The organism is Pedobacter sp. UBA4863 (assembly GCF_002399615.1).
In the GTDB taxonomy this organism is placed as follows: Bacteria; Bacteroidota; Bacteroidia; order Sphingobacteriales; family Sphingobacteriaceae; genus Pedobacter.
The window spans coordinates 25,907-52,739 of the sequence record NZ_DHDZ01000050.1; the positions used below are offsets into that span (position 1 = coordinate 25,907).

At 37.9% G+C, this 26,833-nt stretch carries 20 protein-coding genes; 17 read left to right on the forward strand and 3 right to left on the reverse strand.

All coding sequences use genetic code 11. The features are described 5' to 3' along the window. The first annotated feature begins 198 nt into the window (after positions 1-198). From B3I52_RS13465 to B3I52_RS13510, 10 genes are all read left to right on the forward strand, one after another. Positions 199-1,296 (forward strand): SGNH/GDSL hydrolase family protein, encoded by a 1,098-nt coding sequence (locus B3I52_RS13465; protein WP_293302094.1) that lies wholly within the window; start codon positions 199-201, stop codon positions 1,294-1,296. A 139-nt stretch (positions 1,297-1,435) separates the two neighbouring features. Further along, on the forward strand, positions 1,436-2,020 hold the full coding sequence (locus B3I52_RS13470) for a gluconate 2-dehydrogenase subunit 3 family protein (protein ID WP_293302097.1): 585 nt from the start codon (positions 1,436-1,438) through the stop codon (positions 2,018-2,020). Positions 2,021-2,055: 35 nt separating this feature from the next. Further along, the gene (locus tag B3I52_RS13475) at positions 2,056-3,759 is read left to right on the forward strand and encodes a GMC oxidoreductase (RefSeq protein WP_293302099.1); all 1,704 of its coding nucleotides are present in this window, start codon (positions 2,056-2,058) and stop codon (positions 3,757-3,759) included. Between the two features lie 84 nt (positions 3,760-3,843). Then, complete coding sequence (locus tag B3I52_RS13480) at positions 3,844-5,001, forward strand: Gfo/Idh/MocA family protein (protein ID WP_293302100.1); 1,158 nt, start codon at positions 3,844-3,846, stop codon at positions 4,999-5,001. An 80-nt stretch (positions 5,002-5,081) separates the two neighbouring features. After that, complete coding sequence (locus B3I52_RS13485) at positions 5,082-6,134, forward strand: sugar phosphate isomerase/epimerase family protein (protein ID WP_293302101.1); 1,053 nt, start codon at positions 5,082-5,084, stop codon at positions 6,132-6,134. 66 nt (positions 6,135-6,200) lie between these two features. After that, positions 6,201-6,590: a c-type cytochrome gene (locus tag B3I52_RS13490; protein WP_293302103.1), complete on the forward strand. Its 390-nt coding sequence runs from the start codon at positions 6,201-6,203 to the stop codon at positions 6,588-6,590. Between the two features lie 67 nt (positions 6,591-6,657). Continuing rightward, on the forward strand, positions 6,658-8,106 hold the full coding sequence (locus B3I52_RS13495; protein ID WP_293302105.1) for a Gfo/Idh/MocA family oxidoreductase: 1,449 nt from the start codon (positions 6,658-6,660) through the stop codon (positions 8,104-8,106). A 133-nt stretch (positions 8,107-8,239) separates the two neighbouring features. Next, the gene (locus tag B3I52_RS13500) at positions 8,240-8,920 is read left to right on the forward strand and encodes a 3-keto-disaccharide hydrolase (RefSeq protein ID WP_293302106.1); all 681 of its coding nucleotides are present in this window, start codon (positions 8,240-8,242) and stop codon (positions 8,918-8,920) included. A gap of 77 nt (positions 8,921-8,997) precedes the next feature. Continuing rightward, positions 8,998-10,209, forward strand: coding sequence for a nucleoside permease (locus B3I52_RS13505; RefSeq protein WP_293302108.1), 1,212 nt, complete (start codon positions 8,998-9,000; stop codon positions 10,207-10,209). A gap of 11 nt (positions 10,210-10,220) precedes the next feature. Beyond that, a complete protein-coding gene (locus B3I52_RS13510) occupies positions 10,221-11,093 on the forward strand; it encodes a sugar phosphate isomerase/epimerase family protein (RefSeq protein ID WP_293302110.1) in 873 nt (290 codons plus the stop codon). Between the two features lie 238 nt (positions 11,094-11,331). On the opposite strand, the gene B3I52_RS13515 is transcribed toward B3I52_RS13510, so the two are convergent. Further along, positions 11,332-12,081 (reverse strand): YdcF family protein, encoded by a 750-nt coding sequence (locus B3I52_RS13515; RefSeq protein WP_293302113.1) that lies wholly within the window; start codon positions 12,079-12,081, stop codon positions 11,332-11,334. 2 nt (positions 12,082-12,083) lie between these two features. Next, positions 12,084-13,889, reverse strand: coding sequence for a lamin tail domain-containing protein (locus B3I52_RS13520; protein WP_293302115.1), 1,806 nt, complete (start codon positions 13,887-13,889; stop codon positions 12,084-12,086). Between the two features lie 54 nt (positions 13,890-13,943). On the opposite strand from B3I52_RS13520, the gene B3I52_RS13525 reads away from it, so the two are divergent. The 6 genes from B3I52_RS13525 to B3I52_RS13550 all read left to right on the forward strand — a co-directional run bounded on the left by B3I52_RS13525 (position 13,944) and on the right by B3I52_RS13550 (position 21,613). After that, the gene (locus tag B3I52_RS13525; RefSeq protein ID WP_293302117.1) at positions 13,944-14,933 is read left to right on the forward strand and encodes an aspartate-semialdehyde dehydrogenase; all 990 of its coding nucleotides are present in this window, start codon (positions 13,944-13,946) and stop codon (positions 14,931-14,933) included. A gap of 195 nt (positions 14,934-15,128) precedes the next feature. Beyond that, a complete protein-coding gene (locus B3I52_RS13530) occupies positions 15,129-16,277 on the forward strand; it encodes an ATP-binding protein (RefSeq protein WP_293302120.1) in 1,149 nt (382 codons plus the stop codon). Further along, positions 16,264-17,673 carry a D-alanyl-D-alanine carboxypeptidase/D-alanyl-D-alanine endopeptidase gene (dacB, locus tag B3I52_RS13535; protein ID WP_293302123.1) on the forward strand — a complete coding sequence of 470 codons (1,410 nt, stop codon included), beginning with the start codon at positions 16,264-16,266 and terminating at the stop codon, positions 17,671-17,673. Before B3I52_RS13530 ends, dacB begins: the two co-directional genes overlap by 14 nt. 231 nt (positions 17,674-17,904) lie before the next feature. Next, on the forward strand, positions 17,905-19,869 hold the full coding sequence (locus tag B3I52_RS13540) for a beta-N-acetylhexosaminidase (RefSeq protein WP_293302125.1): 1,965 nt from the start codon (positions 17,905-17,907) through the stop codon (positions 19,867-19,869). Between the two features lie 162 nt (positions 19,870-20,031). Then, on the forward strand, positions 20,032-20,388 hold the full coding sequence (locus B3I52_RS13545; protein WP_293302127.1) for a YciI family protein: 357 nt from the start codon (positions 20,032-20,034) through the stop codon (positions 20,386-20,388). Further along, a complete protein-coding gene (locus B3I52_RS13550) occupies positions 20,378-21,613 on the forward strand; it encodes a DUF6596 domain-containing protein (RefSeq protein ID WP_293302130.1) in 1,236 nt (411 codons plus the stop codon). The genes B3I52_RS13545 and B3I52_RS13550 overlap by 11 nt, the downstream gene beginning before the upstream one ends. On the opposite strand, the gene B3I52_RS13555 is transcribed toward B3I52_RS13550, so the two are convergent. Then, on the reverse strand, positions 21,610-24,198 hold the full coding sequence (locus B3I52_RS13555) for an AsmA-like C-terminal region-containing protein (protein WP_293302133.1): 2,589 nt from the start codon (positions 24,196-24,198) through the stop codon (positions 21,610-21,612). The genes B3I52_RS13550 and B3I52_RS13555 overlap by 4 nt on opposite strands. Positions 24,199-24,531: 333 nt before the next feature. Between B3I52_RS13555 and B3I52_RS13560 the strand changes: the two genes are divergently transcribed. Next, on the forward strand, positions 24,532-26,238 hold the full coding sequence (locus tag B3I52_RS13560; protein ID WP_293302136.1) for a M28 family peptidase: 1,707 nt from the start codon (positions 24,532-24,534) through the stop codon (positions 26,236-26,238). The last annotated feature ends 595 nt before the right edge of the window (positions 26,239-26,833 follow it).

Sequence of the window (26,833 nt, forward strand, 5' to 3'; positions counted from 1 at the left end):
ATCTTCTACCCCTCAATTTACAGGTTGTTTTGAAATATTTAATCATTCTCGGGTTAATAATATAGTTCCCTATAAAAACACGTTTCGATATGTTACATTCGTATTAATAATAATTAACTTTATCGATAAGAAAAATTTCATTTCGATTTCAAAAACGAATCGTCTATAATTAATTAAAACTAAAACACTTGAATAACAATGAAGAAGAACCACTTTTTTAGCAAGCTACTTTTTATCGCATTTTTAGTAATTACCCTCAGTAACGTTTATGCGCAAAAGATAAATACCGTTTTTCACAATGCCGATAACCTTTTTCTATACGGAAAAACCAAGCCTACCGCCACCAGGTATCATAGAATAGACACCGCCACATATAATGATTTGCCTAATGCCGTAAAAAAATTACTAACCCATTCGGCAGGCATGGCCGTTGTTTTTAAAACCAACAGTAAAAGCATCAGTGCAAAATGGTGTGTAACTAATGCAAAGGCAGCAAATAACCTCACGCCAATAGCCCAAAAAGGATTGGACTTATATATTAAGACAAATGGCAAATGGGAATTTGCAGGCGTTGGCAGACCAAGCAATGTGTGTAGCGAATATAACATTGTAAAAAACATGGACAATGGGGAAAAAGAATGTATGCTTTTTTTGCCTCTGTATGATGAGCTAAAAAGCTTAGAAATTGGCATTGACGAAGGCAGTACGATTACCAGTTTAGACAATCCATTTAGAAAACGTATTCTAATTTATGGCTCTAGCATTGTACACGGCGCTTCTGCTGGTAGGCCGGGAATGGCATACCCGGCAATTTTAGCTAGAAAAACGGGTTTATATTTTATGAATTTAGGTATTAGCGGCAATGCCAAAATGGAAAAAGCGGCTGCGAGAATGGTAAGTGAGATTACCGCCGATGCTTTTGTGTTAGATTGTGTACCCAACCCAACACCACAACAAATTAAAGAAAGAGCAGAATATTTTGTTAAAACAGTAAGAGAAAAACATCCGAAGGCACCAATTATATTAGTACAATCTATTATAAGAGAGCAAGGTAATTTTGATTTGGAAGTAAGAGAACGGGTAAAAAAGCAAAATGAAGAAATAACCGCAGCTTTTAATAGGCTAAAAGCAGCAGGAATGAAAGATATTTATTTAATTACCGCAGAGAAATTATTGGGCAATGATGGCGACTCTAGCACTGATGGCACACACCCTAACGATTTAGGTTTTTACCGAATGGCAGAAGAACTTGGCCCACAAATAACGAAAATATTAAGTAGCTATAACATCCACTAAGTAATACTATCGTATCATTCAACGAACAATATTGTATCAAAGTAGAAATACAGTTTGATAAATATTTTTTAATCATTAATATTACATTCAATATACATCGTGTAAAAAACACACTTATAAACCAAAATATATTAAGTATATGGACAGAAGAGAAGCACTCAGAAGTGTTGCTATCCTTTTAGGAACTACCATTTCTGCCGGAACGACAAATATCTTGTTCAGTAGTTATACCTTGCCTGAAGGAGAAAAAAACACAGTTAGTTTTTCGGCCGAACAGTTAAAAACACTAACTGAGATTGCGGATGTCATCATCCCTACCACTAAATCATCTCCTGGAGCTAAGGCAGCAGGCGTTGGCAAGTTTATACCTATGATGGTAAAAGATTGCTATCCGGCTAAACAGCAACAATCTTTTTACAATGGATTGGTGGCTTTTGAACTTAGTGCTAAAAAAACCTACAAAAAAAGCTTCGCATTAATTCCTTTGGCAGAACGCAAGAAAATGTTAACTCAGCTTAGGCAAGATACTTTAGACCAGAAGAAAAATAAATTTCCTGAAAAGGTAGATATCGCTTACTTCTTTACCTTAATGAGAGATCTTACTTCGCTAGGCTATTTTGCATCAGAAATTGGATGTACACAAGCTCGTGAATACCTGATGATACCTGGCAGCTACGATGGCGCTTATCCGCTTAAACCTGGCCAAAAATCTTGGGCAACTTAAACAATCTTTTCTCAGCACAAAACAGCACAAACAAAATGAACTTAAATATAAATCTAAAAGCCGAAAACACTTATGATGCCATTGTAGTTGGCTCGGGAATAAGTGGCGGTTGGGCTGCTAAAGAACTCACCGAAAAAGGATTAAAAGTATTAATGTTAGAAAGAGGGATGAACATTGAGCACATTAAAGATTATGATGGCGCAATGAAAAACCCTTGGGATGTGAAGCATGCAGGCAGGTTAACCGAAGAAATGAAGCGAACCCACCCTGTACAAAAAAGAGATTACCCATACAATGAAGTAACCGAAAAATGGTGGGTAAACGATTTAGAATGCCCCTATACAGAAGTAAAAAGATTTGACTGGTACAGAGGTTTTCACGTTGGTGGAAAATCTTTAATGTGGGGGCGCCAAAGTTACCGTTTTGGCGATGTAAACTTTGAAGAAAACGCTAAAGACGGTTTCGGTAACGATTGGCCCATCAGATATAAAGACCTAGCTTCTTGGTACGATTATGCAGAAAGATTTGCAGGCATTAGTGGTCAAAACGAAGGCCTAGAGGGCATTCTGCCCGATGGACAGTTTCTTCCTCCAATGGATTTAAACATTGTGGAGAAATCTGTAAAAGAAAGTATCAAACAAAAATGGGGCAGCGAAAGATTAATGACAATTGGTCGTGTGGCTAACTTAACCGTACCTCATAATGGCCGAGGCAGTTGCCAATACCGTAATTTATGTAGTCGTGGCTGTCCGTTTGGCGCCTATTTTAGCACTCAATCTTCTACCCTTCCCGCAGCAGTTGATACGGGAAACCTTACCCTAAGACCTTATTCTATCGTTAACCATATTATCTACGACAAGGACACTAAAAAAGCAAAAGGTGTAGCTGTAATTGATGCTTTAACCAATAAAACGATGGAGTTTTACGCAAAAATCGTTTTCGTAAATGGCTCTACTTTAGGTACAACTTTTATTTTATTAAACTCTACTTCGGCCGAGCATCCTAATGGTTTGGGCAACGGCAGCGGCCAGTTAGGGCACAACTTAATGGATCATCATTTCCGTTGTGGTGCCAGCGGCGATTTCGAAGGTTTTGATAAATATTACACCTATGGTCGCCGTGCCAATGGTTTCTACATTCCTCGTTTCAGAAACGTAGGTAGCGATAAACGCGATTACCTAAGAGGTTTTGGTTACCAAGGAAGCGCATCAAGACAAAATTGGCAAAATGATATTGCCGAACTGTCATTTGGTGCAGAGTTTAAGCAAAAAATGACTACCCCGGGTAAATGGCGTATGGGCATGGGCGGTTTTGGCGAGATGCTGCCTTACTACGAAAATCGTGTTTACATAGACCACAACAAAAAAGACAAATGGGGCCAATCTGTTTTGGCTATCGATTGTGAGTACAAAGATAACGAGAGTAAAATGCGTGTAGATATGATGAACGATGCTGCCGAAATGCTAGAAGCTGCAGGTGCTAAAAACATCAAAACTTACGATAATGGCTGTTATCCAGGTATGGCTATCCACGAAATGGGTACGGCAAGAATGGGCAAAGACCCTAAAACTTCGGTACTTAACGAGTGGAACCAAATGCACGAAGTGAAAAACGTTTTCGTTACCGATGGTGCCTGTATGCCATCTATCGGTTGCCAAAACCCTTCGTTAACATTTATGGCCTTAACGGCTCGTGCAGCAGACCACGCAGTAAAAGAATTGAAAAAAGGAAACCTTTAAAAAGCCAAGAGCACAAAGCTGAAAGCTGAAAGCACACCCTACATGGCTTTAAGCTTTTCGCTTTCTGCTTTAAGCTCAAAAGTTATGAAAGAAAAAATAAGAATGGGCATGATAGGTGGCGGTAAAGACGCATTCATTGGCGCTGTTCACCGTATTGCCGCCAACATGGATGGTTTAATTGAGCTGTGCTGTGGTGCATTGAGCATTAACCCAGAAATCGCAAAAGAATCAGGAAAAATATTATTTCTCCCAGAGAACAGAACCTACCTGAGCTACGAAGACATGATCAAAAAAGAAAGTGAACTTCCAGCAAATGAAAGAATTCACTTTATCACTATTGTTACGCCAAATTTCGCCCATTTTGCACCTGCAATGATGGCCTTAGCGCATGGCTTTAACGTAGTAATTGAAAAGCCAATGACTTTAACTTTAGAGGAAGCAAAATTGTTACAACAAAAAGTTGAAGAAACCGGACTTACTTTATGCCTTACCCACACCTACTCGGGCTATCCAATGGTAAAACAAGCCAAAGAAATGGTAAAGGACGGTGCCTTGGGTAAAATCAGAAAAATTATTGTAGAATACCCTCAAGGTTGGCTAAGTACTTTAAGTGAGCGAGAAGGGAATGCTCAGGCTGCATGGCGTACCGACCCTAAAAAATCGGGCAAAAGTGGTTGTGTTGGCGATATTGGCACCCATGCCGCCCATTTAGCCGAATATATTTCTGGTTTAAAAATCACTCAACTTTGTGCCGATTTGAATATTGTAGTTGAAGGCAGAACCATTGACGACGATGGAAACATCCTATTAAAATTCGACAATGGCGCAAACGGCGTTTTAATTGCCTCTCAAATAGCCGCTGGCGAAGAGAATGCGCTTAACATTAGGATTTATGGCGAAAAAGGCGGATTAGAATGGTTTCAACATGAACCGAACACCTTGCTTGTAAAGTGGTTAAACAAACCCACCGAAATTTACAGGACTGGCAGCAGCTATTTAGGAGATTTCGCAAAACACAACACCAGAACTCCTGGTGGCCACCCCGAAGGTTTATTAGAAGCTTTTGCCAACATTTACAGAAACTTTGCATTAACCATAGCCGCAAAGCTGAACAACGAAGAACCTAGTGCCCAGATGTTAGATTTCCCTAACGTTTACGATGGCGTTAGAGGCATGGCATTAATTGAAAATGCAGTAATAGCTAGCCAATCGGACAAAAAATGGCATAATTTTATAGTATAAACTTAGACAATAGTTAATAGATAATGGCAGAAAGACAAGCAAACTATAAACCATCAACTATTGGCTATTAACCAGAAAAAATGACTACAATACAAGGACCAGCAGTATTTTTAGCGCAATTTATTAGCGATGAAGCTCCTTTTAATTCGTTAGATTCTATTTGTAAATGGGCTGCCGACTTAGGTTTTAAAGGCATACAAATGCCAACTTTAGATAGTCGTTTTATTGATTTAAAACTAGCCGCAGAAAGTAAAACTTATGCCGACGAACTTAGTGGAAAAGTAGCCGCACATGGTTTAAAAATAACCGAACTTTCTACGCACCTGCAAGGGCAATTGGTAGCTGTTCATCCGGCGTATAACGAATTGTTCGATGCCTTTGCGGCGCCAGAAGTAAAAAACAATCCAAAAGCCCGTACCGAATGGGCCATCCAACAACTAAAATACGCCGCTAGGGCTTCTCAAAATTTGGGACTAAATGCACATGCTACCTTCAGTGGTTCGTTGTTATGGCAATTTTTCCATCCTTGGCCGCAACGCCCTGATGGTTTGGTTGACGAAGCTTTTACCGAACTGGCCAAACGTTGGTTACCTATTTTAAATGAATTTGATAATTATGGGGTTGATGTTTGTTATGAAATACACCCGGGCGAAGACTTATTCGATGGCATTACTTACGAAATGTTTCTCGATAAGGTAAACCAGCACCCAAGAGCCTGTTTATTGTATGATCCATCGCACTTTGTATTGCAACAATTAGATTATATCCAATACATCGATTTATATCACGAGCGCATCAAAGCTTTCCATGTAAAAGATTCTGAATTTAATCCAACCGGAAGACAAGGAACTTTTGGCGGCTATCAAAGCTGGGCCAACCGTGCCGGGCGTTACCGCTCACCAGGCGATGGTCAGGTAGATTTCAAAACCATTTTCAGTAAACTAGCGCAATACGATTATAAGGGATGGGCAGTAATGGAATGGGAATGTTGCATTAAAAACCAACAAGATGGTGCCCGCGAAGGTGCCGAGTTTATCAAGAAACATATTATTAACGTAACCGATAAAGCGTTTGATGATTTTGCCGCAGCTGGAAGCGACGCTGCCTTTAATAAAAAAATATTAGGCTTATAAACATTGTATTTTTAATTATTGACTTTTAACTTTAAACTACTTATTACCCCTAAATACAACACACGCATGAAACGAACTTTTTTAATTGTTGGACTTACTTCGGTATTTTTTGCTTCATTATCAGCATTTAAACCTGAGCCCAAAACAGAACCAGCTGTAAACATTAGCAGTGCAACACCAAAAATAGCCCCAATGCAAATGAGCGGTGGCGAGTTGTTAATCAATAAATCAGATTGTATTGGTTGCCATCACAAAATAAACAAGTTAATTGGCCCTTCCTATACAGATATTGCAAAAAAGTATCCTAATAATGATAAAAACTTAACCTATTTGGCAGATAAAATCATTAAAGGTGGTGCTGGAGTTTGGGGCAAAATACCTATGACACCACATCCCAAAGTATCAAAAGACGATGCAAAGTTGATGGCAAAATATATTCTTTCATTAAAGAAATAGTTGTTCGCATCAGCGATTCAGCTTTAACCAATTGTTCTAAAACAACAAACACAAAAAAAACAACAACATGACCCCAGATAATCATCAAAGCAGGCGCAATTTCCTTAAAATGGGAGCCGTTGCAACTGCAGCATTTACCATTGTACCCCGCCATGTTTTGGGCGGCAAAGGCTTTCTTGCTCCCAGCGATAGATTAATTGTTGCTGGCATAGGCGTAGGTGGCAAAGGCGATAGTGACTTGCGTTTAATTCACGAAAGTGGTAAAGCAGAAATTGCTTACCTATGCGATGTTGATACCAAACGAGCAACCAATAGTGTACAACGTTTCCCAAAAGCTAAGTTCTACAAAGATTGGCGAGAAATGTTTGACAAAGAACACAAACATTTTGACGCTGTTAGCGTATCAACACCAGACCATAACCACGCTATACAAACTCTAGCGGCAATGCAGTTACGTAAACACGTTTATGTGCAAAAGCCGCTAACTCACGATATTTATGAAGCTCGCATTCTTACCGAGGCCGCTAAAAAATATAAGGTAGTAACCCAAATGGGTAACCAAGGTGCTAGCAATGATGGCCCTCGTTTGATGCGTGAATGGTACGATGCAGGCTTAATTGGCGATGTACACACCATTTACGCTTGGACAGACAGACCGGTATGGCCTCAAGGTATTCCGTGGTCTAAAAACAAAGCCGATGTTCCAAAAAACTTAGATTGGGATTTATGGTTAGGAACAGCCCCTTACAAAGATTATGTAGAAAAATTGGTTCCTTTTAACTGGCGTGGATGGTGGGATTATGGCACTGGTGCATTAGGCGATATGGGCTGTCACTTATTAGAAGCTCCTTTTAGCGTGCTGAACCTTAAATATGCTACAGAAGTTGAAGCAAGTGTAGGTTCTGTTTATGTAGATGAGTTTAAGCGTGGGTATTTCCCCGAAAGCTGCCCTCCTTCTAGCCATGTAACCTTAAAGTTTCCTAAAACCAATAAAACCCAAGGTGATGTTACCGTACACTGGATGGATGGTGGTATTCAACCAACTAGGCCTGAAGAACTGGGTGCCGACGAAGTTTTTGGCGATGGAGGAAACGGAACGCTATTTATAGGTACCAAAGGTAAGATGATAGCAGACACCTATGGAAATAAGGCCAGACTTTTGCCTCTTTCTAGAAATGAACACCTAAATGTGCCTCAAAAATTTGCTCGTGTAGAAAAACAAGCTAATGGCCACTACGGACAATGGGTAGAGGGTTGTATTGCTGGGTACGGTAAAAAAGAATTGAGTTCTCCATTTGAAATTGCTGGCCCTTTAACCGAAAGTTTGTTGATGGCTAACTTGGCCATAAGAGCTGCCGATATTCAAAAGGTTAATGACAAAGGCAAAATAACTTATCCTGGTAGATACAGAAAACTACTTTGGGATAATGACCAAATGAAAGTAACCAACTTCGACGATGTTAATCAATTTGTAAAAAGAGATTACCGCGAAGGTTGGAAATTAGGAGAGCAGTAACATAGGCTCCATACGCCGTCATTTCGAACGCAGTTGAGAAATCTAACGAATAGATTTAGATGTTAGATTTCTCCTCGTTTGTCATTGAAATGACGCGAGTATTATAGACTGTGGTTAAAATAAAAAAATCAAAATGAAAAAAATATTAATAGCAGCGTTTATGGTTGCTTCAATTAGTGTAAACGCACAAAACAAAAAAGGTTTCACCCCTCTTTTTGACGGAAAAACCACTACAGGTTGGCACACTTACGGAAAAGATTTTGCGGGCAAAGCCTGGAATGCAGAAGACGGTTTGCTACACTTCGACCCTAAATTAAAAAACAAAGATGGTGGCGATTTAGTAACCGATAAAGAATACGGTAACTTTCATCTAAAATTAGAATGGAAAGTAGCGCCAAAGGCTAATAGCGGCATTATTTTCTATGTGAAGGAAGATTTATCAAAATATAAACAAACTTATCTCACTGGCCCAGAAATGCAAGTATTAGACAATGATGGTCACCCAGATGGAAAGATTACCAAGCACCGTGCCGGCGATTTGTACGACATGATTAAAAGCAAAAGTGAGCCAGTAAAAGCAGTTGGCGAGTGGAACTTAGCAGAAATTATTAGTAACAAAGGGAAATTAACCTTTAAATTAAATGGTAAAAAAGTAGTAGAAACCACCATGTGGGATGAAAACTGGAAAAACCTTATTGCAGGCAGCAAATTTGCTAAATGGGAAGGTTTTGGTACTTACAAAACTGGCAAAATAGCTTTGCAAGACCACGGCGACGAAGTTTGGTTTCGTAATATCATGATTAAAGAATTATAAAAAGGGAATAGTGTTCAGGTATCAACATCTGACCAAAAAGCTAACCAACTATAAACTAAAAAACCAAAAAACTAAATATGAACCCTACAACTCGCTTCAAGCTATCCTTTATGATGTTCCTCGAATTTTTTATTTGGGGCGGATGGTTTGTAACCATGGGCACTTATCTTACGAAAAATCTTTCTGCAGACGGTGTTCAAATTGGCTCTGCTTACAGTACTCAGTCTTTGGGTGCAATTCTTGCTCCTTTCATCATCGGATTAATTGCAGATAAATTTTTTGCTGCCCAGAAAATACTTGGTTTTCTACATATTATTGGCGGTATATTGCTTTGGTTTGCCTCAACTTCATTAAATTTCGATAGCTTTTTCCCTTTCATTTTAGGATACATGATTGCCTATATGCCAACCTTGGCATTGGTAAACTCAATCTCTTTTAAGCAAATGAAAGATCCTGGTAAAGAGTTTCCTGCAATTAGGGTTTTTGGCACCATCGGATGGATCATTTCTGGTTTAGTAATTGGTTGGTTAAATTGGGAACAAGATGGAAATCTGATTTTAACCTTTAAAATGGCATCAATAGCTTCCATTATTCTTGGCTTATTTAGTTTTGTTTTACCACACACCCCGCCGATAAAAAAACAAGAAAAAACCTCTTTTGGCGATATTATTGGATTAGATGCCATTGGATTATTGAAAAACAGATCGTATTTATTATTTTTTATTGCATCGGTTGCCATTTGTATCCCTTTAGCATTCTACTACAATTTCACCAATCCTTTCCTCAACGAAGTTGGCATGAAAGCCGCAGCTGGCAAACAGTCTTTAGGTCAAGTTTCTGAAACATTGTTTATGCTTTTAATGCCTTTATTTTTCGTTCGTTTAGGAGTTAAAAAGATGTTGGCCATAGGGATGATTGCATGGGTATTACGCTATTTATTATTTGCTTTTGGCAATGCCGATAATAATTACTGGATGCTAATTGGCGGCATAGTTTTACATGGCATTTGTTATGATTTTTTCTTTGTTACCGGACAAATTTATACCGACAAATTAGCGGGAGATAAATTTAAAAGTGCAGCACAAGGATTTATCACTTTAGCAACTTACGGTGTAGGAATGCTTTTTGGCTCAATTATTTCGGGAGTAGTAGTTGATAAATATGTGATTGCTAGCGGCGGACACGATTGGTATAATATATGGATTATTCCAGCAGCAATATCTGCTGCAGTTGCATTACTATTTTTAGTATTTTTTAGAGATAACAACAAATCAGCAACTACTGAATAATAAATATTAGAATGAGCACTAGAAGAAATTTTATAAAAGAAACGGGCATACTTGCTGCAAGCTTAGCTTTAGCCCCTTCGTTAACCAAGGCCTTTGCTACAGTTCAAAAGCCCATAGGCATACAGCTTTATACGCTAAGAGATATTATTGATAAAGATGTTAAAGGTGTTATAGAAAAAGTTGCCAAAGCTGGCTATAAAGAAGTGGAAACTTATGGTTACGACCCAGTAAAAGACAGTTTTTGGGGCTTAAGTGCGAAAGACTTTAAATCATTGTTAGATGATAATGGGCTTTACTCTCCAAGTGGGCATTTTGGTTTCGACCATTATATTAAAACAGGGAATTTAGACGACATTAAAGCTTATATAGATGCTTCTAGTATTTTAGGCAGTAAATATGTGGTTGCCCCCTACTTGGGAGATGACTTGCGTAACAACTATAAACTAGTAGCCGAGCGGTTAAATAAAGCCGGAGAGCTTTGTATTAAAGCTGGCCTTAATGTAGGTTATCATAATCACGGTTTTGAATTTGATAAACAAGGCGACAAAACTGGCATGGATATTTTACTTAGCGAAACAGATCCAAAACTGGTTCGCTTTGAATTGGATTTATATTGGGCTGCCTATGCTGGGCATAATCCAGTAGATATTTTCAAAAAATATCCTGGCAGGTTTAAAATGTGGCATGTGAAGGATATGGACAAAACCAAAAAAGATTGGAATACAGAAATCGGCAAGGGTAGCATCGATTTTAAATCCATATTTGCCAAAGCTTCATTAGCTGGTGTTAAACACATTTATGTAGAGCAAGAAACCAATTACAAGCCAGATCATATCGGTTCTATTACCACAAGTATCAATTATATTAAAAAAAGCTTGCTATAATATTGCCCAGTCGTTCCTGCTTTATCTAAATACCGGAGAAAAATTAGGGAACTACCCCAAAAATAGCGATAAACTCATTTGCAGTTCTTTTAACGAGCAACGAAGAGAAATCTAACAATTTGCTTTCCCAATAGCTAGATTTCTCTTCGCCGTTCCTCCTCATCAAAATGAAGGAAAATCTATTGGCTATTTCTAAATGACAATAGTTTAACGAGTTTTGGGGCTTAATTTAAAGGGTTTAGGTCAACCTTAGCCAAGCTACCACATAGCCCACCCATTCTTTAATCAATAATTCCCAGCCTGCAATAGCTTTGGCTTGGGGAAGCAGGTAATCTTCAAAGCTATAGTTATCCTTTAATGAATTTGTAGGATAATAATCTACATTTTTAAGCCCTTGTTTTTCTGCCAGAAGCTTGGTTCTTGGAATATGCCATGCACTAGTAATTATCAAAATATTGGCATTTGGCTTATTCATTTTTTTCAAGACATCTATGGTGTAGGTAAAGTTTTCTTTGGTGTTTCTGCTTTCCTTTTCAATAATTACGGCACTATCAGGAATATGAATTGACTGGAGATAATCTTGTGTATAAACCGCTTCTACAGGATTTCGTTCTAGTAAATTCCCACTTCCCCCACTCATCAAAATTTTATCAATTACACCGTCATGGTATAGCCTTATGGTTTGTGTGAGCCTATCTCCAGCGTATTCTGCCTTTAAGGCTTTTGTTTGGTTTTGATAACTAGAGAAACCGCCCAACAACATTCCAATATCATAATGTTTCAATTTGGGATATTCTGGCTCATACCAAGCCGCTACGGTGCCTAGCAGGAAATTATTAGTGCAAACCAAAAGTAATGTTACCGCAGCAATTAGCGCTTTCTTTTTATAACGTTTATGCTTAGCAAACAGGCTATATAATAGCAATACGGCTATCCATACCAAAGGTCGGATAAGGAATAACAAAAACTTAGATAGAAAAAACGACACTTTTAATTGAGTTTAGATGCTAGCACGCAGGTTTGTTTAAAACTATCTGAGTTTCCATTGATGTTAAAAACAGTTGTTCTGACGATGTAAATACCAACTTTACATAATTGCCCAGCATCATTAAGGCCATCCCAATAAATGCTTCCTTGAGTGGACATGGTGATATTTCTGGCCAATTTGCGCACCAATATGCCTTTGTCTGTATAAATGTTAATGGTAGCCAAGTTTCCATTCTCTTTGAAACGATAATCTATCTGTAACATATCTTCAAAACCATCATTATCTGGAGAGAAGGTTTTATTAGCAACTGCCATAGCATTTTTTACGCTCGTATCTTCACTTTGTGAATTCTTGTAAGTTGGTGTTGCAAAGCCAGCAGAAGCCGCTGCCGACTGTAGGTTACCAGGCTCATTTGCACTTTTAGTAAACGAAACCCGTTCTAACGATACTCCTTTAACTTCTTTTAGCAATGCGTGGTGCATTTTTTCAGTGTAACTCAAATCATCTATCAGTTCATCTACCTTCCACAGCTTTACACTCCCAGCAGTGTTGGTATAAGTTGGCAAACTCGCCACCTGAACCATTTGCTGTGGGTATTTAACTTCGTATTGCTGCTTAACTGCTTCCGGATTTCGGCTGAGTACCCAATAGGTTTGGGGTTTTATAAACAATGAGGTAGCACTAATGGCTTTTTTGTCGTTAGTACCAGTAAAGTTTGCATTTGAGATCTGAAGTTCTTTTAAATCAAGGATTTTATTTGTTGGATTGTAAATTTCTACAAACTCTGCACCGCCAGTTCTTTCATTAAAAAGTACCTCACTAATTAAAATATCATTGGGTGCAATGGTTCCGGGCAGTAAAATTGTTGCGCTATTTGCGGTTGGGTCTATTGTTAAACCTACGTAATCTGTGAGGTTACTTACGGTAAGCACATTTTCTTTGCTTGCGGCAATAGCATTGGTTAAAGTTAAAATAGCGCTATTTCCGCCAGTGCCGCTCAACTGAATGTGGCTAGGTTTGCCTATTCCGTTATTGATACTGTAATTATTTACATCAAGAATTTGCGTTTCTGGAATGGGTTCGCTAAAATAAACTTGAACCGATGTTGGCGACAGTACCACTGCGTTGGTAAGTTTAGGTGCCGTAGTGTCTAGGTATGGCTCTACTTTAAAATCATCGAACTTAAACATGTTATACCTAGATGTGGTGCTGTATTTACAATACACGCCAAAATAAGCGCTACCGGTATAAGAATTGTCTATCACTCCCCCATCATAGGTAAAATTTCTTCCGCCAGTAAAATCTGTATAAATGGCCCATCTGCCATTGGCAGAACGCTCTACCCTAACCCTTACATTTACACTACTAGTTGGGTTTCTCACTTTGTCTGGCAAACTTAATAGCGTGGTTAAAGTAGTACCATTTTGATAAACCAAAGAGAAATTTTCGGCATTGGTACCAGTGCCTAATTGTAAATAATAGGCTTTTTTTCCGGTAGTAGCCAATAAATCTTGCTGATTAGAAGTTAAATATATACGTGGATAGTTTGTAGTACTGGGGTCAAAAGCTAAATTTACCAGAAACTCCCAAGCTGCATCGGTAGCTAGAGAATTTGCAGTAGAAAGGTAAAGTGTGCTGGATGCTTGTGGTCCGTTAGAGGTTAAAACGCCATCAATTACCTGAAAATAAGTTGTAGTACCTTCCCAAACCGGGCCAACACTAAAATTCCCATCGGAAAAGTCGTCTTTTAACTGGGCAAACGCTAAATTTGCGGCAAACAACAATAAAAAGAGTAAAGTTTTTCTCATATTTGGGGAATAAACATTTTCAATTTAAATATAGAACAAAAAAACAAAAAAAACATGAAAGTTGCAGTAGTAGGTGCCACAGGACTTGTAGGTACCGTAATGTTAAAAGTATTGGAAGAAAGAAATTTTCCTTTAACCGAGTTAATCCCAGTGGCTTCTGAAAAGAGCGTTGGTAAGTTAATTAAGTTTAAGGGCAAAGAATATCCAATTGTTAGCATTGAAACTGCAATTGCACTAGCTCCAGAAATTGCTATTCTCTCTGCTGGCGGAAGCACCTCTTTAGAAGTTGCTCCTCGTTTTGCCGCTGTTGGAACTACAGTAATTGATAATTCTTCGGCCTGGAGAATGGATCCTACCAAAAAATTAATAGTGCCAGAAGTTAATGCCCACGTTTTAACTAAAGAAGATAAAATTATTGCCAACCCAAACTGCTCTACCATACAAATGGTGGTAGCTTTACAGCCACTACACGAAAAATATAAAATTAAACGTGTTATTGTTTCTACCTACCAATCGGTAACAGGTACGGGCGTTAAAGCTGTGGATCAGTTAATGAACGAGCGTAAAGGTGTTGATGGGCCAAAAGCCTATCCGTACGAAATTGATTTGAACGTGTTGCCTCATATAGACGTTTTCACCGACAATGGCTACACCAAAGAAGAAATGAAAATGGTAAAAGAAACCAACAAAATTATGGGCGATGATAGCATCAAAGTAACTGCTACCACTGTTCGTATTCCGGTAATGGGTGGCCACTCAGAATCTGTAAACGTGGAGTTTGAGAACGATTTTGATTTAGCAGAAGTACGCAGCATTCTAGAAAATGCACCTGGTATAGTGGTGGTTGATGATGTAGCGAACCTAAAATACCCAATGCCTAAAGATGCTCACGAAAAAGATGAAGTATTTGTAGGCCGTTTGCGCAGAGATGAATCGCATGACAAAGCATTAAACATGTGGATTGTTGCAGACAACCTACGCAAAGGTGCAGCTACAAACACAGTTCAAATTGCAGAATATCTAGTACAAAACAAACTAGTTTAAGTAGCATATATTTTTTTATAAAAAGTGATGTAAACAGCATCACTTTTTTTATGCGCTTTACATTATAACCTATAAATTATATATAAAAAAGAGATTTCAATCTAAAAATTATATATAAAAAAGAGATTTCAATCTAAAAATTATATATAAAAAAGAGAATAATAATTATATTTGCTTTAGCTTAAATAGGTTAATATGATAACAAGAGTATTAAAGCATATCATAAATTCTAAGTTCTTTAAAGGAAAAGCCATTATTATTACAGGGCCAAGACAGGTAGGCAAAACAACACTTTTAAAAACAATAGCTAAAGAAAAAGAGTTGCCATATACCATCTTTAACTGCGATGAAGCTAACATAAGAAACAGCTTAAAAGACGTAAGTATAGAAAGACTTAAGTCTATGATAGGTAAAAACAAGGTACTACTTATAGATGAAGCACAACGTGTAGAAAACATCGGTATTACCTTAAAATTAATTGTAGATAATTTTGAGGACGTTCAATTATTAGTTACAGGCTCTTCTACATTAGACCTTGCCGTAGGAATAAAAGAATCCTTAACTGGCAGAAAATTCGAATATCATCTTTTTCCATTTTCTTTAACGGAGCTTATTGAACATCATGGAATTATAAACGAAGAACAAGCCTTGGAGAAACGACTGCTTTATGGTAGCTATCCAGATGCCATCAATCATTTAGGCGAAGAAAAGGAGCTCTTATCAAACCTCAGCAATAGCTATCTTTTTAAAGATATTTTAGCACTGGGCAACATACGGAAACCTGTACAGCTAGAAAAATTGGTGCAGGCTTTGGCCTTACAAATAGGAAGCGAGATTTCTTATGCCGAGCTGGGGCAAATTATAGAAGCCGACAAACAAACTGTAGAACGATACATTGATTTGCTAGAGCAATGCTTTGTTGCTTTCAGGCTTAATGCTTATTCAAAAAACCTAAGAAACGAAATCAAAAAAAGCAAGAAGATCTATTTTTATGATTTAGGCATACGCAATGCTATCATTCAAAATTTTAACCCTTTGGCTTTAAGAACGGATACAGGACAATTGTTTGAAAACTATATCGTTTCTGAATATATAAAAGCTAACAGTAATGCCCGCAAACATGCCAAATATTACTTTTGGAGAAGTTTTCAGCAACAAGAAATAGATTTGATAGAAGAGGTTAATGGAAAATTAAATGCCATCGAAATTAAGTGGAATGAAAACAAAAAAGCAAAATTTCCAACTACATTTACAAACAACTATACGATAGACGAAAAACTTATCATCAACAAACAAAATTATTCCAGCATACCTTCATTAATTATTCCCAATGAAATTATTTAAACTCATCACGTTTGTATCTCTTATAGCAATACCTAGCTTTGCCCAAACCACAGCTCAAAAGCTAGAAAGAGCATACAAAAACTTGATAAACGACGAACAAGCAAAATATGCCATTACATCGCTCTGCGTATTAGATGCCAGTACAGGTAAAGTTGTTTTTGCCAACAATGAGAACATCGGACTGGCCACAGCATCGACGTTAAAAACCATTACTTCGGCAACGGCTTTTTATACCTTGGGTAAAGATTTCCGTTATGAAACAAAATTATCGTACACCGGAAAAGTTACTAGCAACGGCACTTTACAAGGCGACTTAATCATTACCGGTTCAGGCGACCCAAGTTTGGGATCGTGGCGCTACGAGCAAACTAAAGAAAGTAACATCCTTAACCAATGGGTAGCGGCCATTAAAGCTGCGGGCATTAAAAAAATTGAGGGAAGCGTAATTAGCGATGATCGTACTTTTGGCACTTCTACCCTACCCACCGGCTGGATTTGGCAAGATATAGGTAATTACTATGGTGCGGGTGGGGCTTCGATTTGTTGGCGAGAAAACCAGTTTGATCTACATCTTAAAGCTGGTGCTACTATTGGAAGCAACGTTGAACTGGTAAAAACCGTTCCCCAAACACCATACATCCAATTGGTAAACGAATTAAAAACTGGTGCTAACGGCACTGGCGATAATGCCTATGCTTTTTTGGCGCCCTATACCAACATTGGCTATTTGCGTGGCACTTGGGGAATGGGCATTAAGAAAACAGGCATTTCGCTAGCCTTGCCGGATGCCGCTTTTGATGCTGCCTATCGTTTACAAGACACTTTAAGAACTTTAAACATACCCTGCGATAAAGCTGCAAGCACCACCCGTTTGTTAACATTAGTACAAAAACAAATTGAGAGCGAGCAAAAACCACTATTAACTATCTTCTCGCCCACACTAAGCCAAATTGTGTATTGGTTCAATAAAAAAAGTATTAACCTTTATGGCGAACAGTTGCTAAAAACCATTGCCTATCAGCAAGGCAAAGAAGCCAGCACCAAAAATGGCGCTAGGGCTGCCATTGATTTTTGGGCGGGCAAAGGCATCTATAAAAATGCATTGAACATAATTGACGGAAGTGGCCTTTCGCCAGGTAATAGAATTACTACCATGGCCATGGCCTCTATATTATTTCAAGCACAAAAAGAAGAATGGTTTACCGATTACCTCAACTCGTTCCCAGAGTATAACGGTATGAGCATTAAAAGCGGCAATATTAACGATGTTACCGCCTATGCAGGTTACTATACCGCTAAAAATGGCAATAAATATGTTGCGGTAATTAACATCAATAATTATAGCGGATCTGGAATTAGCCGAAAATTATTTCAAGTATTAGATGCTTTGAAATAATAATTTTCACCACCTAACACATCCTAGAAAACCTTAGCTTAAAAAACTCAAATGTACTTAGGTTTCTAAGGTGGTTATAAATGGAAGTTCATTAAGTGTTAAATTTTCTTAATGCGTTAAAGTAGTTTTGATATTTTACCACCTTAGGAAATCTAAGCTAAAAGTGATAAAATTCCATTGCCTAACTCCTAAATTTTCAATAAATTGCCAATTCACACAAATCAAATTAGCATGAAATTATTTCTGTCGTCAATTTTATTGTCCGTTTCTCTCAGTTCGATTGCCCAAAATACCGTAGTTGCTACAGGCGAAATAGCATTTGATCAAACTGCCAGCCATGCGCATAGCGGAATTGCCATTATTCCAGAACCGGTAACAGTTACCAAACAAGAAGGTCATTTTGTATTGCCAGAAAATATACTGATCCAAGCGGTAAAATCTAACGAGTTAAAACAATCAATTGCTTTTTTACAAGAAAGGCTCGGTACTCCTACCGGATATTTTGTGAGTGCTACAGCCGCAGCCTCAAACTCGGCACAAGTTAGGTTAGTACTCAACGATAAAAACGATGCAGTAATTGGTGCAGAAGGTTATCATTTACAAGTTACACCTCAGCAAATTACCATTACCGCCAATAAACCGGCAGGTATTTTTTATGGCGTACAAACGCTGATACAGTTATTGCCCAAAGAAATAGAAAGTAAGGAACAAGTGAAGGATATAAAGTGGCAAGTTCCATGCGTAAACATTACCGATTACCCACGTTTAGGCTGGCGAGGCTTAATGTTTGATGTAGCTAGGCACTTTTTCACCAAAGATGAAGTAAAACAATACATTGATGCGATGGTGCGCTACAAGTACAACATTTTGCACCTACACTTAACAGACGACGAAGGGTGGAGAATAGAAATTAAAGGCTACCCTAAACTTACAGAAGTGGGCGCTTGGAACGTGAAACGCGTAGGCTCTTTCGGTACTTTTATGCCAACAAAACCTGAAGAACCTCGTAATTATGGGGGTTTTTACACCCAAGAAGATCTCAAAGAATTGGTAGCTTATGCCAAAGCACGTTTTGTTAACATTATGCCCGAAGTAGATGTTCCAGGGCACAGTTTGGCAACCGTTGCCTCTTATCCAGAGCTGTCTTGCACGCCCGATGCTGTAAACTACAAAGTACGTAGCGGCGAGCGCATTATGGACTGGAGCCGTGGTGCACCACCTTTGGCACTGGTAGATAACACTTTATGTCCGGCCAACGAAAAAGTTTACGAATTTTTAGACACTGTGATTTCACAAGTGGCACAAATTTTCCCATTCGAATATATACATATGGGCGGCGACGAAGCCCCTCATAATTTCTGGGAAAAAACGCCACAAATAGCAGCGCTGATGAAACGCGAAAACCTAAAAACAATGCCACAGGTGCAGGGTTATTTCGAGCGCCGCGTAGAAAAAATTGTAGAGAAGTATGGCAAGAAATTTATGGCTTGGGACGAAGTTTTAGAAGGTGGCGTTTCGTCAAAAGCAGCCGTAATGAGCTGGAGAGATATGAAATATGGCATACAAGCCGCAAAAGCAAAGCACGAAGTAGTAATGAGCCCAACACAATTTGCTTACATAGATTACATGCAAGCAGACCCCATTACCGAACCTAAAGTTTATGCTTCTTTAAGGCTGAGTAAATCTTACGAGTTTGATCCAGTGCCAGAAGGTGTAGATCCGAAGTACATTAAAGGCGGACAAGCGAACTTATGGACCGAACAGATTTACAACATTCGCCAGGCCGAATACATGACTTGGCCACGTGGCTTTGCCATTGCAGAGAGTGTATGGAGCCCTAAAGAGAAGAAAAACTGGAAGAACTTTTTTGCCCGTACCGAGCAGCATTTCGAACGTTTAGACATTGCAGAAACCAAGTATGCACCTAGTGTTTATGACCCTATTTTTGCTGTAAAACGCACCGCCGATGGTAAATTATTGGTAACACTAAGTACCGAAGTGGAAGATTTGGACATCTATTACAGTTTCGACAATTCGTTTCCAGACCATTTTTACCCAAAATATACCGAACCATTGGTTGTTCCTATCGACGCAAATATGTTAAGGGTAATTACCTATCGTGGTAAAAAGCCAATTGGCAGAATGATGCACATGCCAATTGAAGAAATGAACAAAAGAGCACCTTTGAAGAAATAAGTTAACAAATATTCGTCAATACGATCTTTATAGGTTGTATTGGCGTTATGGAGTAGCGGTGCACCTAAGTAAGCTATATGTTAAGCTTAAATAAAAAAAACAAAAGAATGTCCAAAACTTAAACACGATAATGTCTTTAATGAAATTTTAAAATAATTTACAATGAAACAGTTCTTATTATTACTTCACGAAGACGTTGAAAAACTAAACGAATTATCTCCAAAAGAAATGGAGGAATTGGCTAATGCACATATGAATTGGGCAAATAAATTAGCTGAGGCGGGGCATTTGATTTCTGGAGATGGATTAAATGAAAAAAGTGTTCTCATTACAGGGAAAGATGCTGTAGTGAAAGATGGACCTTATTTGGAAGCCAAGGAAATTATTGGCGGATATTATTTGCTACGAGCGGATAACTTAGAAACGATTATAGAATTTGCCAAGGAATGTCCTACACATCATTATGGAGGAACAACAGAAATCCGTCCGATAATGGAGATGGAAGATTATGAACAATAATTTACTTCCAAAAGAAGAAATAAATTACCGAGCATTATATGGAAAGCTGTTTTCGGGGTTATTAAATCAATTTGGCACGAATTACGTTTCTGAAATTGAGGATGCTATTCAAAATTCATTTTTGAAATCCTTAAAAATTTGGAATAAAAATAAAATTCCGAATAATAAAGAAAACTGGCTTTTCATTGTAGCTCGTAATGATGTATTAAACCAAATTAAAAAGCAGAAAGAAAACTATATTTTTTCTGTAGAAGAAACTGAAAACCAATCATTAGCCATCAATAAAACAGACTTACGGTTACAAACAATTATCTTTATTTCTTCTTTAAAAAGCATTTCCAATCAGGCTAAAATATTATTCGTTCTCAAAAACATATTCGGATTAAACGTAGCCGAAATCTCTGATTGTACTTTAATTCATCAAGAAGCAATTTACAAAAGTATCAATCGTACGAAGAAAAGCTTACAACTTGAATTTAGCAAGAAAGAAATTGATCTCAATGCTATTGTAGCTCATCAGCAATCTATTTTAATTGTAGAAGAAATACTTTATGCGGTTTTCAATATCGGCTTTGACTCCTTTAATGAAAAGACGGAAAATATTGTGAATGAAGATTTGTGTTTAGAAGCATTTGCTTTAACAAAGCTTTTGTTCAATCAAAATAATACTGGCTCAACCAGCAACTTATTGTCGCTTTTTTGCTTTCACATTGCAAGAATTCCTGCAAAAATTGCCAACGGCAAACTAGTCTCCTTTTTCAATCAAAATCGTAAGAAATGGAACAAAGAACTGGTGAATTTAGGTTTTCATTATCTCAAAATACCAAAAAAACTTAACAAGTTTTATCTTGAAGCCATTATTATCAGTAAGTATATGTCTATAAACCAACTAACATCAAAAGACTGGATTGATATTGTGAAATTATACGAAATGATGCAGAGAGTTTCGCAATCGCCCATCGTAAAACTGAACTATTGTTTTTGTTTAAGCAAAATAGGAGAAACTGAAAGAGCTTTACTAATTCTTTCAGAAATTGAAAAAGAATTACCCAATGAACATATTTATTTTTCGTTGGTAAAAGCTACAATTTTAAAAGAAATAGCACCAAAAACATCAAATGAATTATTCAATTCGGTAATCAGTAAAATGTCTCAAAACATTAGAAAACAATATTTATTAGAAAACGAATTAACCCTTACTGTTCAACATTTCTTAAAATCCTAAGTATCCTTTTTCTTCTTATTGAACAGGCCTTTTAGTTTATTACCTATTTCAGTGGTTACTTTATCCACCGCTTTTTTCTTCAAAGTATCTACCTGTTCTTTTGCCTTTGCTTCTAGTTCCGCTTTTTTCTCTGCCACTACTTGATTTACCACTGCTTTTGCAGCGTTACCAGCAGTTTCTTCGCCCGCTGCGTATTTTAGTTTGATGTTAGGTTTTAAGAAAGTACCCAACAAATCGGCGTTAATTTTAATGGTTTCGCCCATAGACACATTGGTACCTAACTTGCTATTTAAAGCTGCCATTGCAGAGTTAGCCGCATCATTAGCTTTATTGCCCAACATCGCCCGTGGCACATTTAACACCAAAGCATAATCCATACTTTGGTCTATACCGTTAGAACCCTGAACGTTCATGCTCACCCCTTTTACCTTTATATTAAAAGGAGCTACTATCAAACGACCGTTATCAATTCTAAATTTGGTTTTCAGATCGTTTACTTCCAATTTTTTCAGTTCGGTTGCTCCTAAAGCATTGGCCAACTTGGTTACCGGCTCAAAGCCATCAACAATGGCTTGTATAATGTTAGCCAAACCTTCTGCATTAATAGACGAATAAACAGGCATCATATGTTCATCCAGATCAGCATTGAACTTTAAGTTGGTGGAGAAAGTTCCTTTGGTAAACTGTGCAATTGGCGCTAGTAATTTTACCGTATTAAAAGCATTAAAAGCCTGCTGAATATCAATTTTATCCATTCCAAAATCTACATCTACTTTTGGTTTTTTTGGATTAATGGTGGCATACGAGCCATTCATGTTGATGGTACCGCCAACCACAGCTAAACCTAAGTTTTTGAAATAAACCGTTCTATCTTTTACTTGCAAAGCACCTTTGGCATTCTTAATATCGTACTTGTCGTATTTTAACTGATTTGCCTTTAAAGCCATATTAAAATTGATATTCGCTGGTACTTCAAACACCGTTAATGGGACTTCCTCTTTCTTTGTTGCTTCCGTAATTTTTGGCCCCATCAGTTCATTTACATCGATGTAATTAGACGAAATATTGAAATTCCCTTCTAACAATTGGTTCTTTTTAAACACATAATTTAAGTAGTTATTTATCGAACCGTTTGCTGCAAAATCACTTTTGCCAAGCTTAGCGACCAAGTTGCTCAACGTAATATTTTTCGGACTAAAAATCATTTTTGCAGCTGGAACGCTTACTGGCATGGGCACATTTTTTCCGGCATAAACGAAATTGCTGGCCTGCATTTGTCCGCTGGCTTTAAAATCTTGATAAGCGCCCTTATCTATCGATGATTTTCTGCCCGCCGCTTGTACATCGGCCAATAAAACACCAGAGATGTTCATATCCTGCAAAGGAAAAATGGTAGTGAGTTGTTTCAAATCTAAGTTTCCTTTTAGGGCCATGTCTATAAAAGGATCAGTTATCGGATTTTTAACCAGCAAACGACCATCTAATGGAGCCTTACCAAACTCTAAATGAAAAGCAGGGATATTTACCACGGTATGGTCTAAAACCCCATTTGGATTAGCAATATTTGCCTTTACCTGAATGTTATTAATGGCAGATGGCAATGAAGGATATTGTATTTTTCCATCAACAATAGCCAAGTTTAAATTAAAAGTGGGGATAGTTTTTTCATTGTAAGTTCCTTTTACCACGCCATCTATACCAAATTTACCCGTTGCCTGCATATCTTTAAAGTTAGCCGTGTAAATAGCCGGAATTAGCGAAAGAAAGTTCTTTAAATCCGATTGTTGTGCATCAAACTTCAAATCCATTACCATATCGGTTTGGTTAGGCATGGCCAAGTAGCCCACTGCCGAAAGTACCAGTTCGTTCAACTTGATCTTATTCTCGCCAAAAGTAAACTTCATTTGCTTCATATCCATTTCTAGTGGCAAGCTGGCATCTAAAACTATCCCGTTCAAATATGGAATACCGCCATATTTTACGGTCAGCTTTTCAATAGCTGATAAAGTAGTTAGCGTAAAAATATCTTGGCTAAAGTTTCCTTTACCGCTATGGTTTAGGTTTTCTGCCTGCAAAAAGAAATTAAGGGAAGCATCATCATAAGTAATTTTTCCTTTTTCAATAGCATATTTCTCTAGAGCCGCCTTAAAAGCAGTACTTGCTGTATCGTTTGGCGTAGCTGCGCTATCGGGCTTCATGATATCCCAATTAGCTTTGCCGCTTTTTAAAACTTTGGCTAAAATAGTTGGTTCTTGTATGCTTATGGCGTTAATTTCATAGGTTTCGCCTTTAATTACGCTCATTAAATTCAAATCGAGCTGTAATTGTTTAATATTTGCCAAGGTGTCTTGAGCAAAACTATCTACGCCAATAATCAATAAATCGTTCAACCGAATGCCCATTTTAGGAAAAGAGCGTATTAATGTCAAATCAAACTCTTTGAAATCTACTTTAGCATTTACTTGCTCGCTAATTACTGATTTTACTTTGGCTACCAGCTGATCTTTAAAAAGATAAGGCACAGCAGCAGCGGCAACGAATAAAACTGCAAAAGCAATAGCAATGGTAATGAAGACTTTTTTCATGGTTTGTAATTTATAAACAAAAATAGGTTTTTAGCTGGTTGTTTTGTTTATTAGTTGGTTTGTTTGTTGGGTGTTTAGTTGGTTTGTTATTGGTTATTGGTTATTGGAATTTAATTATTGGTTCTTCTGTATAACCCTTGCCACCCAAACCCAACAACAGCGAAAAGCTTTTTCAATGCTAGGCTGAGCTTGTGGAAAGCCAATTGAAAAACTTATAGCGAATAGCGGGGCCATGCTTCAATAGCAGTATTTCACTTGCTTTTCAAATCTTATTCTTCGTTGGCTCATTAGTTCATTTTAAAATTAGTTATTTTTACGTTCTAGAATAGAAACATGCAAAAACTCCTTTTTATTGTATTGGCGACAATTACCTTCAATACAGCGGCACAAACTCAAAGAGAGCAATATTTTAACTTAACTAGGGCTGGTTTTAACGAGAATAACGCTTACCAAACTACGGCTTTTGTAGAGCAATTTTTTCGTTTGCCGGGCAATAAAGGTTTCGATGCAAGCATTTACCGCGTAGAAGAAATTTTAAAAAAAGCTGGTTATGTACTGCAAAAGAAAGATGAATTTGAAGCACCACTAACTTACCGCATTGAAAAAAGAGCCATGAAACGCGATGCTTGGGAACCGGTAGATGCCAACATTAGCATTGTGGGAGAAAGTGTGCCTTTGCAATCGTTTAAAACTAACAGGAACATGATTCCGATTAATTGTGTTTCTACCCCTGCAGAAGGCATAACCGCCGACGTAGTGTTTGTAAATAAAGCCACCAAAGAGGATTTAGCCGATAAAGACCTGAAAGGCAAAATTGTTTTTGGAGATGTTTCTACACAACGTTTAATTAGCTTAGCGGCAAAAGCGGGTGCTGTTGGGGTAGTAGGCTTTGCGCTTCCAAATTACAACCAGCCTACTAAACACGTTACCTCTATACAGTTTAGCGGCATGCAAGCTAACGCCGGCATTTGGGCCTTGTTTTTATCGTATGCTTCTAAAGAGCGATTAAAAGAAGCTTGCCTAAAAGGAAAAGTAGCATTAAAAGTAAATATTACTACCAAAACCTACCCTGCCGAAGAACTGACTATTATAGCTAATGTTCGCGGCAAAATAAAACCACAAGAACGTTTCGTTTACAGCGCCCACGTACAAGAACCGGGTGCTAACGACAATGCATCGGGTGTGGGAACCTTGGCAGAAATGGCTCGTTTAACTGCGCAGTTGGTTAAAAATGGCAAACTAAATCCTCAACGCAGTTTAACCTTTTTGTGGGGCGATGAGATTACTTCGACACGTAGGTATATTGTAGAAGATAGCGCCAGGGCAAAGGGTATTCTTTGGGGAATGAGCCTAGATATGGTGGGAGAAGATACCGAGAAAACTGGCGGCACTTTCTTGTTAGAAAAAATGCCAGACCCTTCTGCCATTTGGACCAGAGGCGAAGACAAACATTCTGAATGGGGCGCTGGCGATATAAAAGAGAAAGATTTGTTTCCTCATTATTTTAATGATTTTGTATTTGATATATGTAAGGAACAAGGCAAGTTTGCAAACTGGACGGTTAAGTTTAACCCTTTTGAAGGTGGCAGCGACCACACACCTTTCTTGCAAAACAAAATACCCGGCTTGTTAATGTGGCACTTTACCGATGTATTTTATCATACCGATAATGATAGAATTGACAAGGTTTCTGCCACGACCATGAAAAATGTAGGTGTAAGCGCTTTAACAGCGGCCTTTACTTTAATTAGCGCTAATGAAAATACAGCAGTTGCAACGGTAAATGAGGTAAAAGAGGCTGCTTTAGTTCGTTTAAAAACAGAGTTTGAGTTAAGTAAGAAAGCTATTGCTGAGGGTAAAGCAGTAAGTGATGAAAAACGTATTATTGAAGTTTGGGGCAAGTGGTATGTAGATGCGCTGGCTACTATTGGCAAATTAGCTGTAGATCCGAAAACTACCCGCGTTGGTTCTACTATTAAAGTGGCTACCCTTGCAGTAGAAAAACAGACGAAAGCATATTTAGAACTGTTGGGCAACTAAGCAAACTGTTTTAAGAGGCATATCTATCTTATGGGTATGTTTGGCGAGGACTCCAAAGATTGGCCTAAGCGGGCAAAGTGCGCTCCCACTGTCGAGGTATTTTCTTAGCATGCAAAAGAACAAGCTATTAAAACCTGGGCAAACATCAAATCATTTAGTTTTCCATTACAAGATAAAAGAACTTACCAAAAGAAGAGATTGAACAAGAATAGTTTAACAGTCGTTTCCACAATTTTGCTCCATCGCTTAGGATTAGGCCAGTTTAACTGCCAATGTAGCTGTAAATTAGTTATAATAAATCACATTAAAAATTAAACAATAGTCCTTTTGCTCGGAGCTTGTTCGAGACTTCTTCGGTAAAAACACTAAATTTCCGAAGGCCTTCCGAACAAGTCCCGAACAAAACCTCTAAAAACACACTTTTTAGGAGGATGATTTGTTTTAAAATTTTACATTAAAAAAACAAAAACACTATTAATCTTGCGGTAATACTCTGAAGCTGTTTAAAAATGATATTAATATTTTACACGTTGGGTTTGGTGGTGACACCAAACTATAGCTAGGGGCTGTAGGCGGGTGTCCCCACCCGCCCATT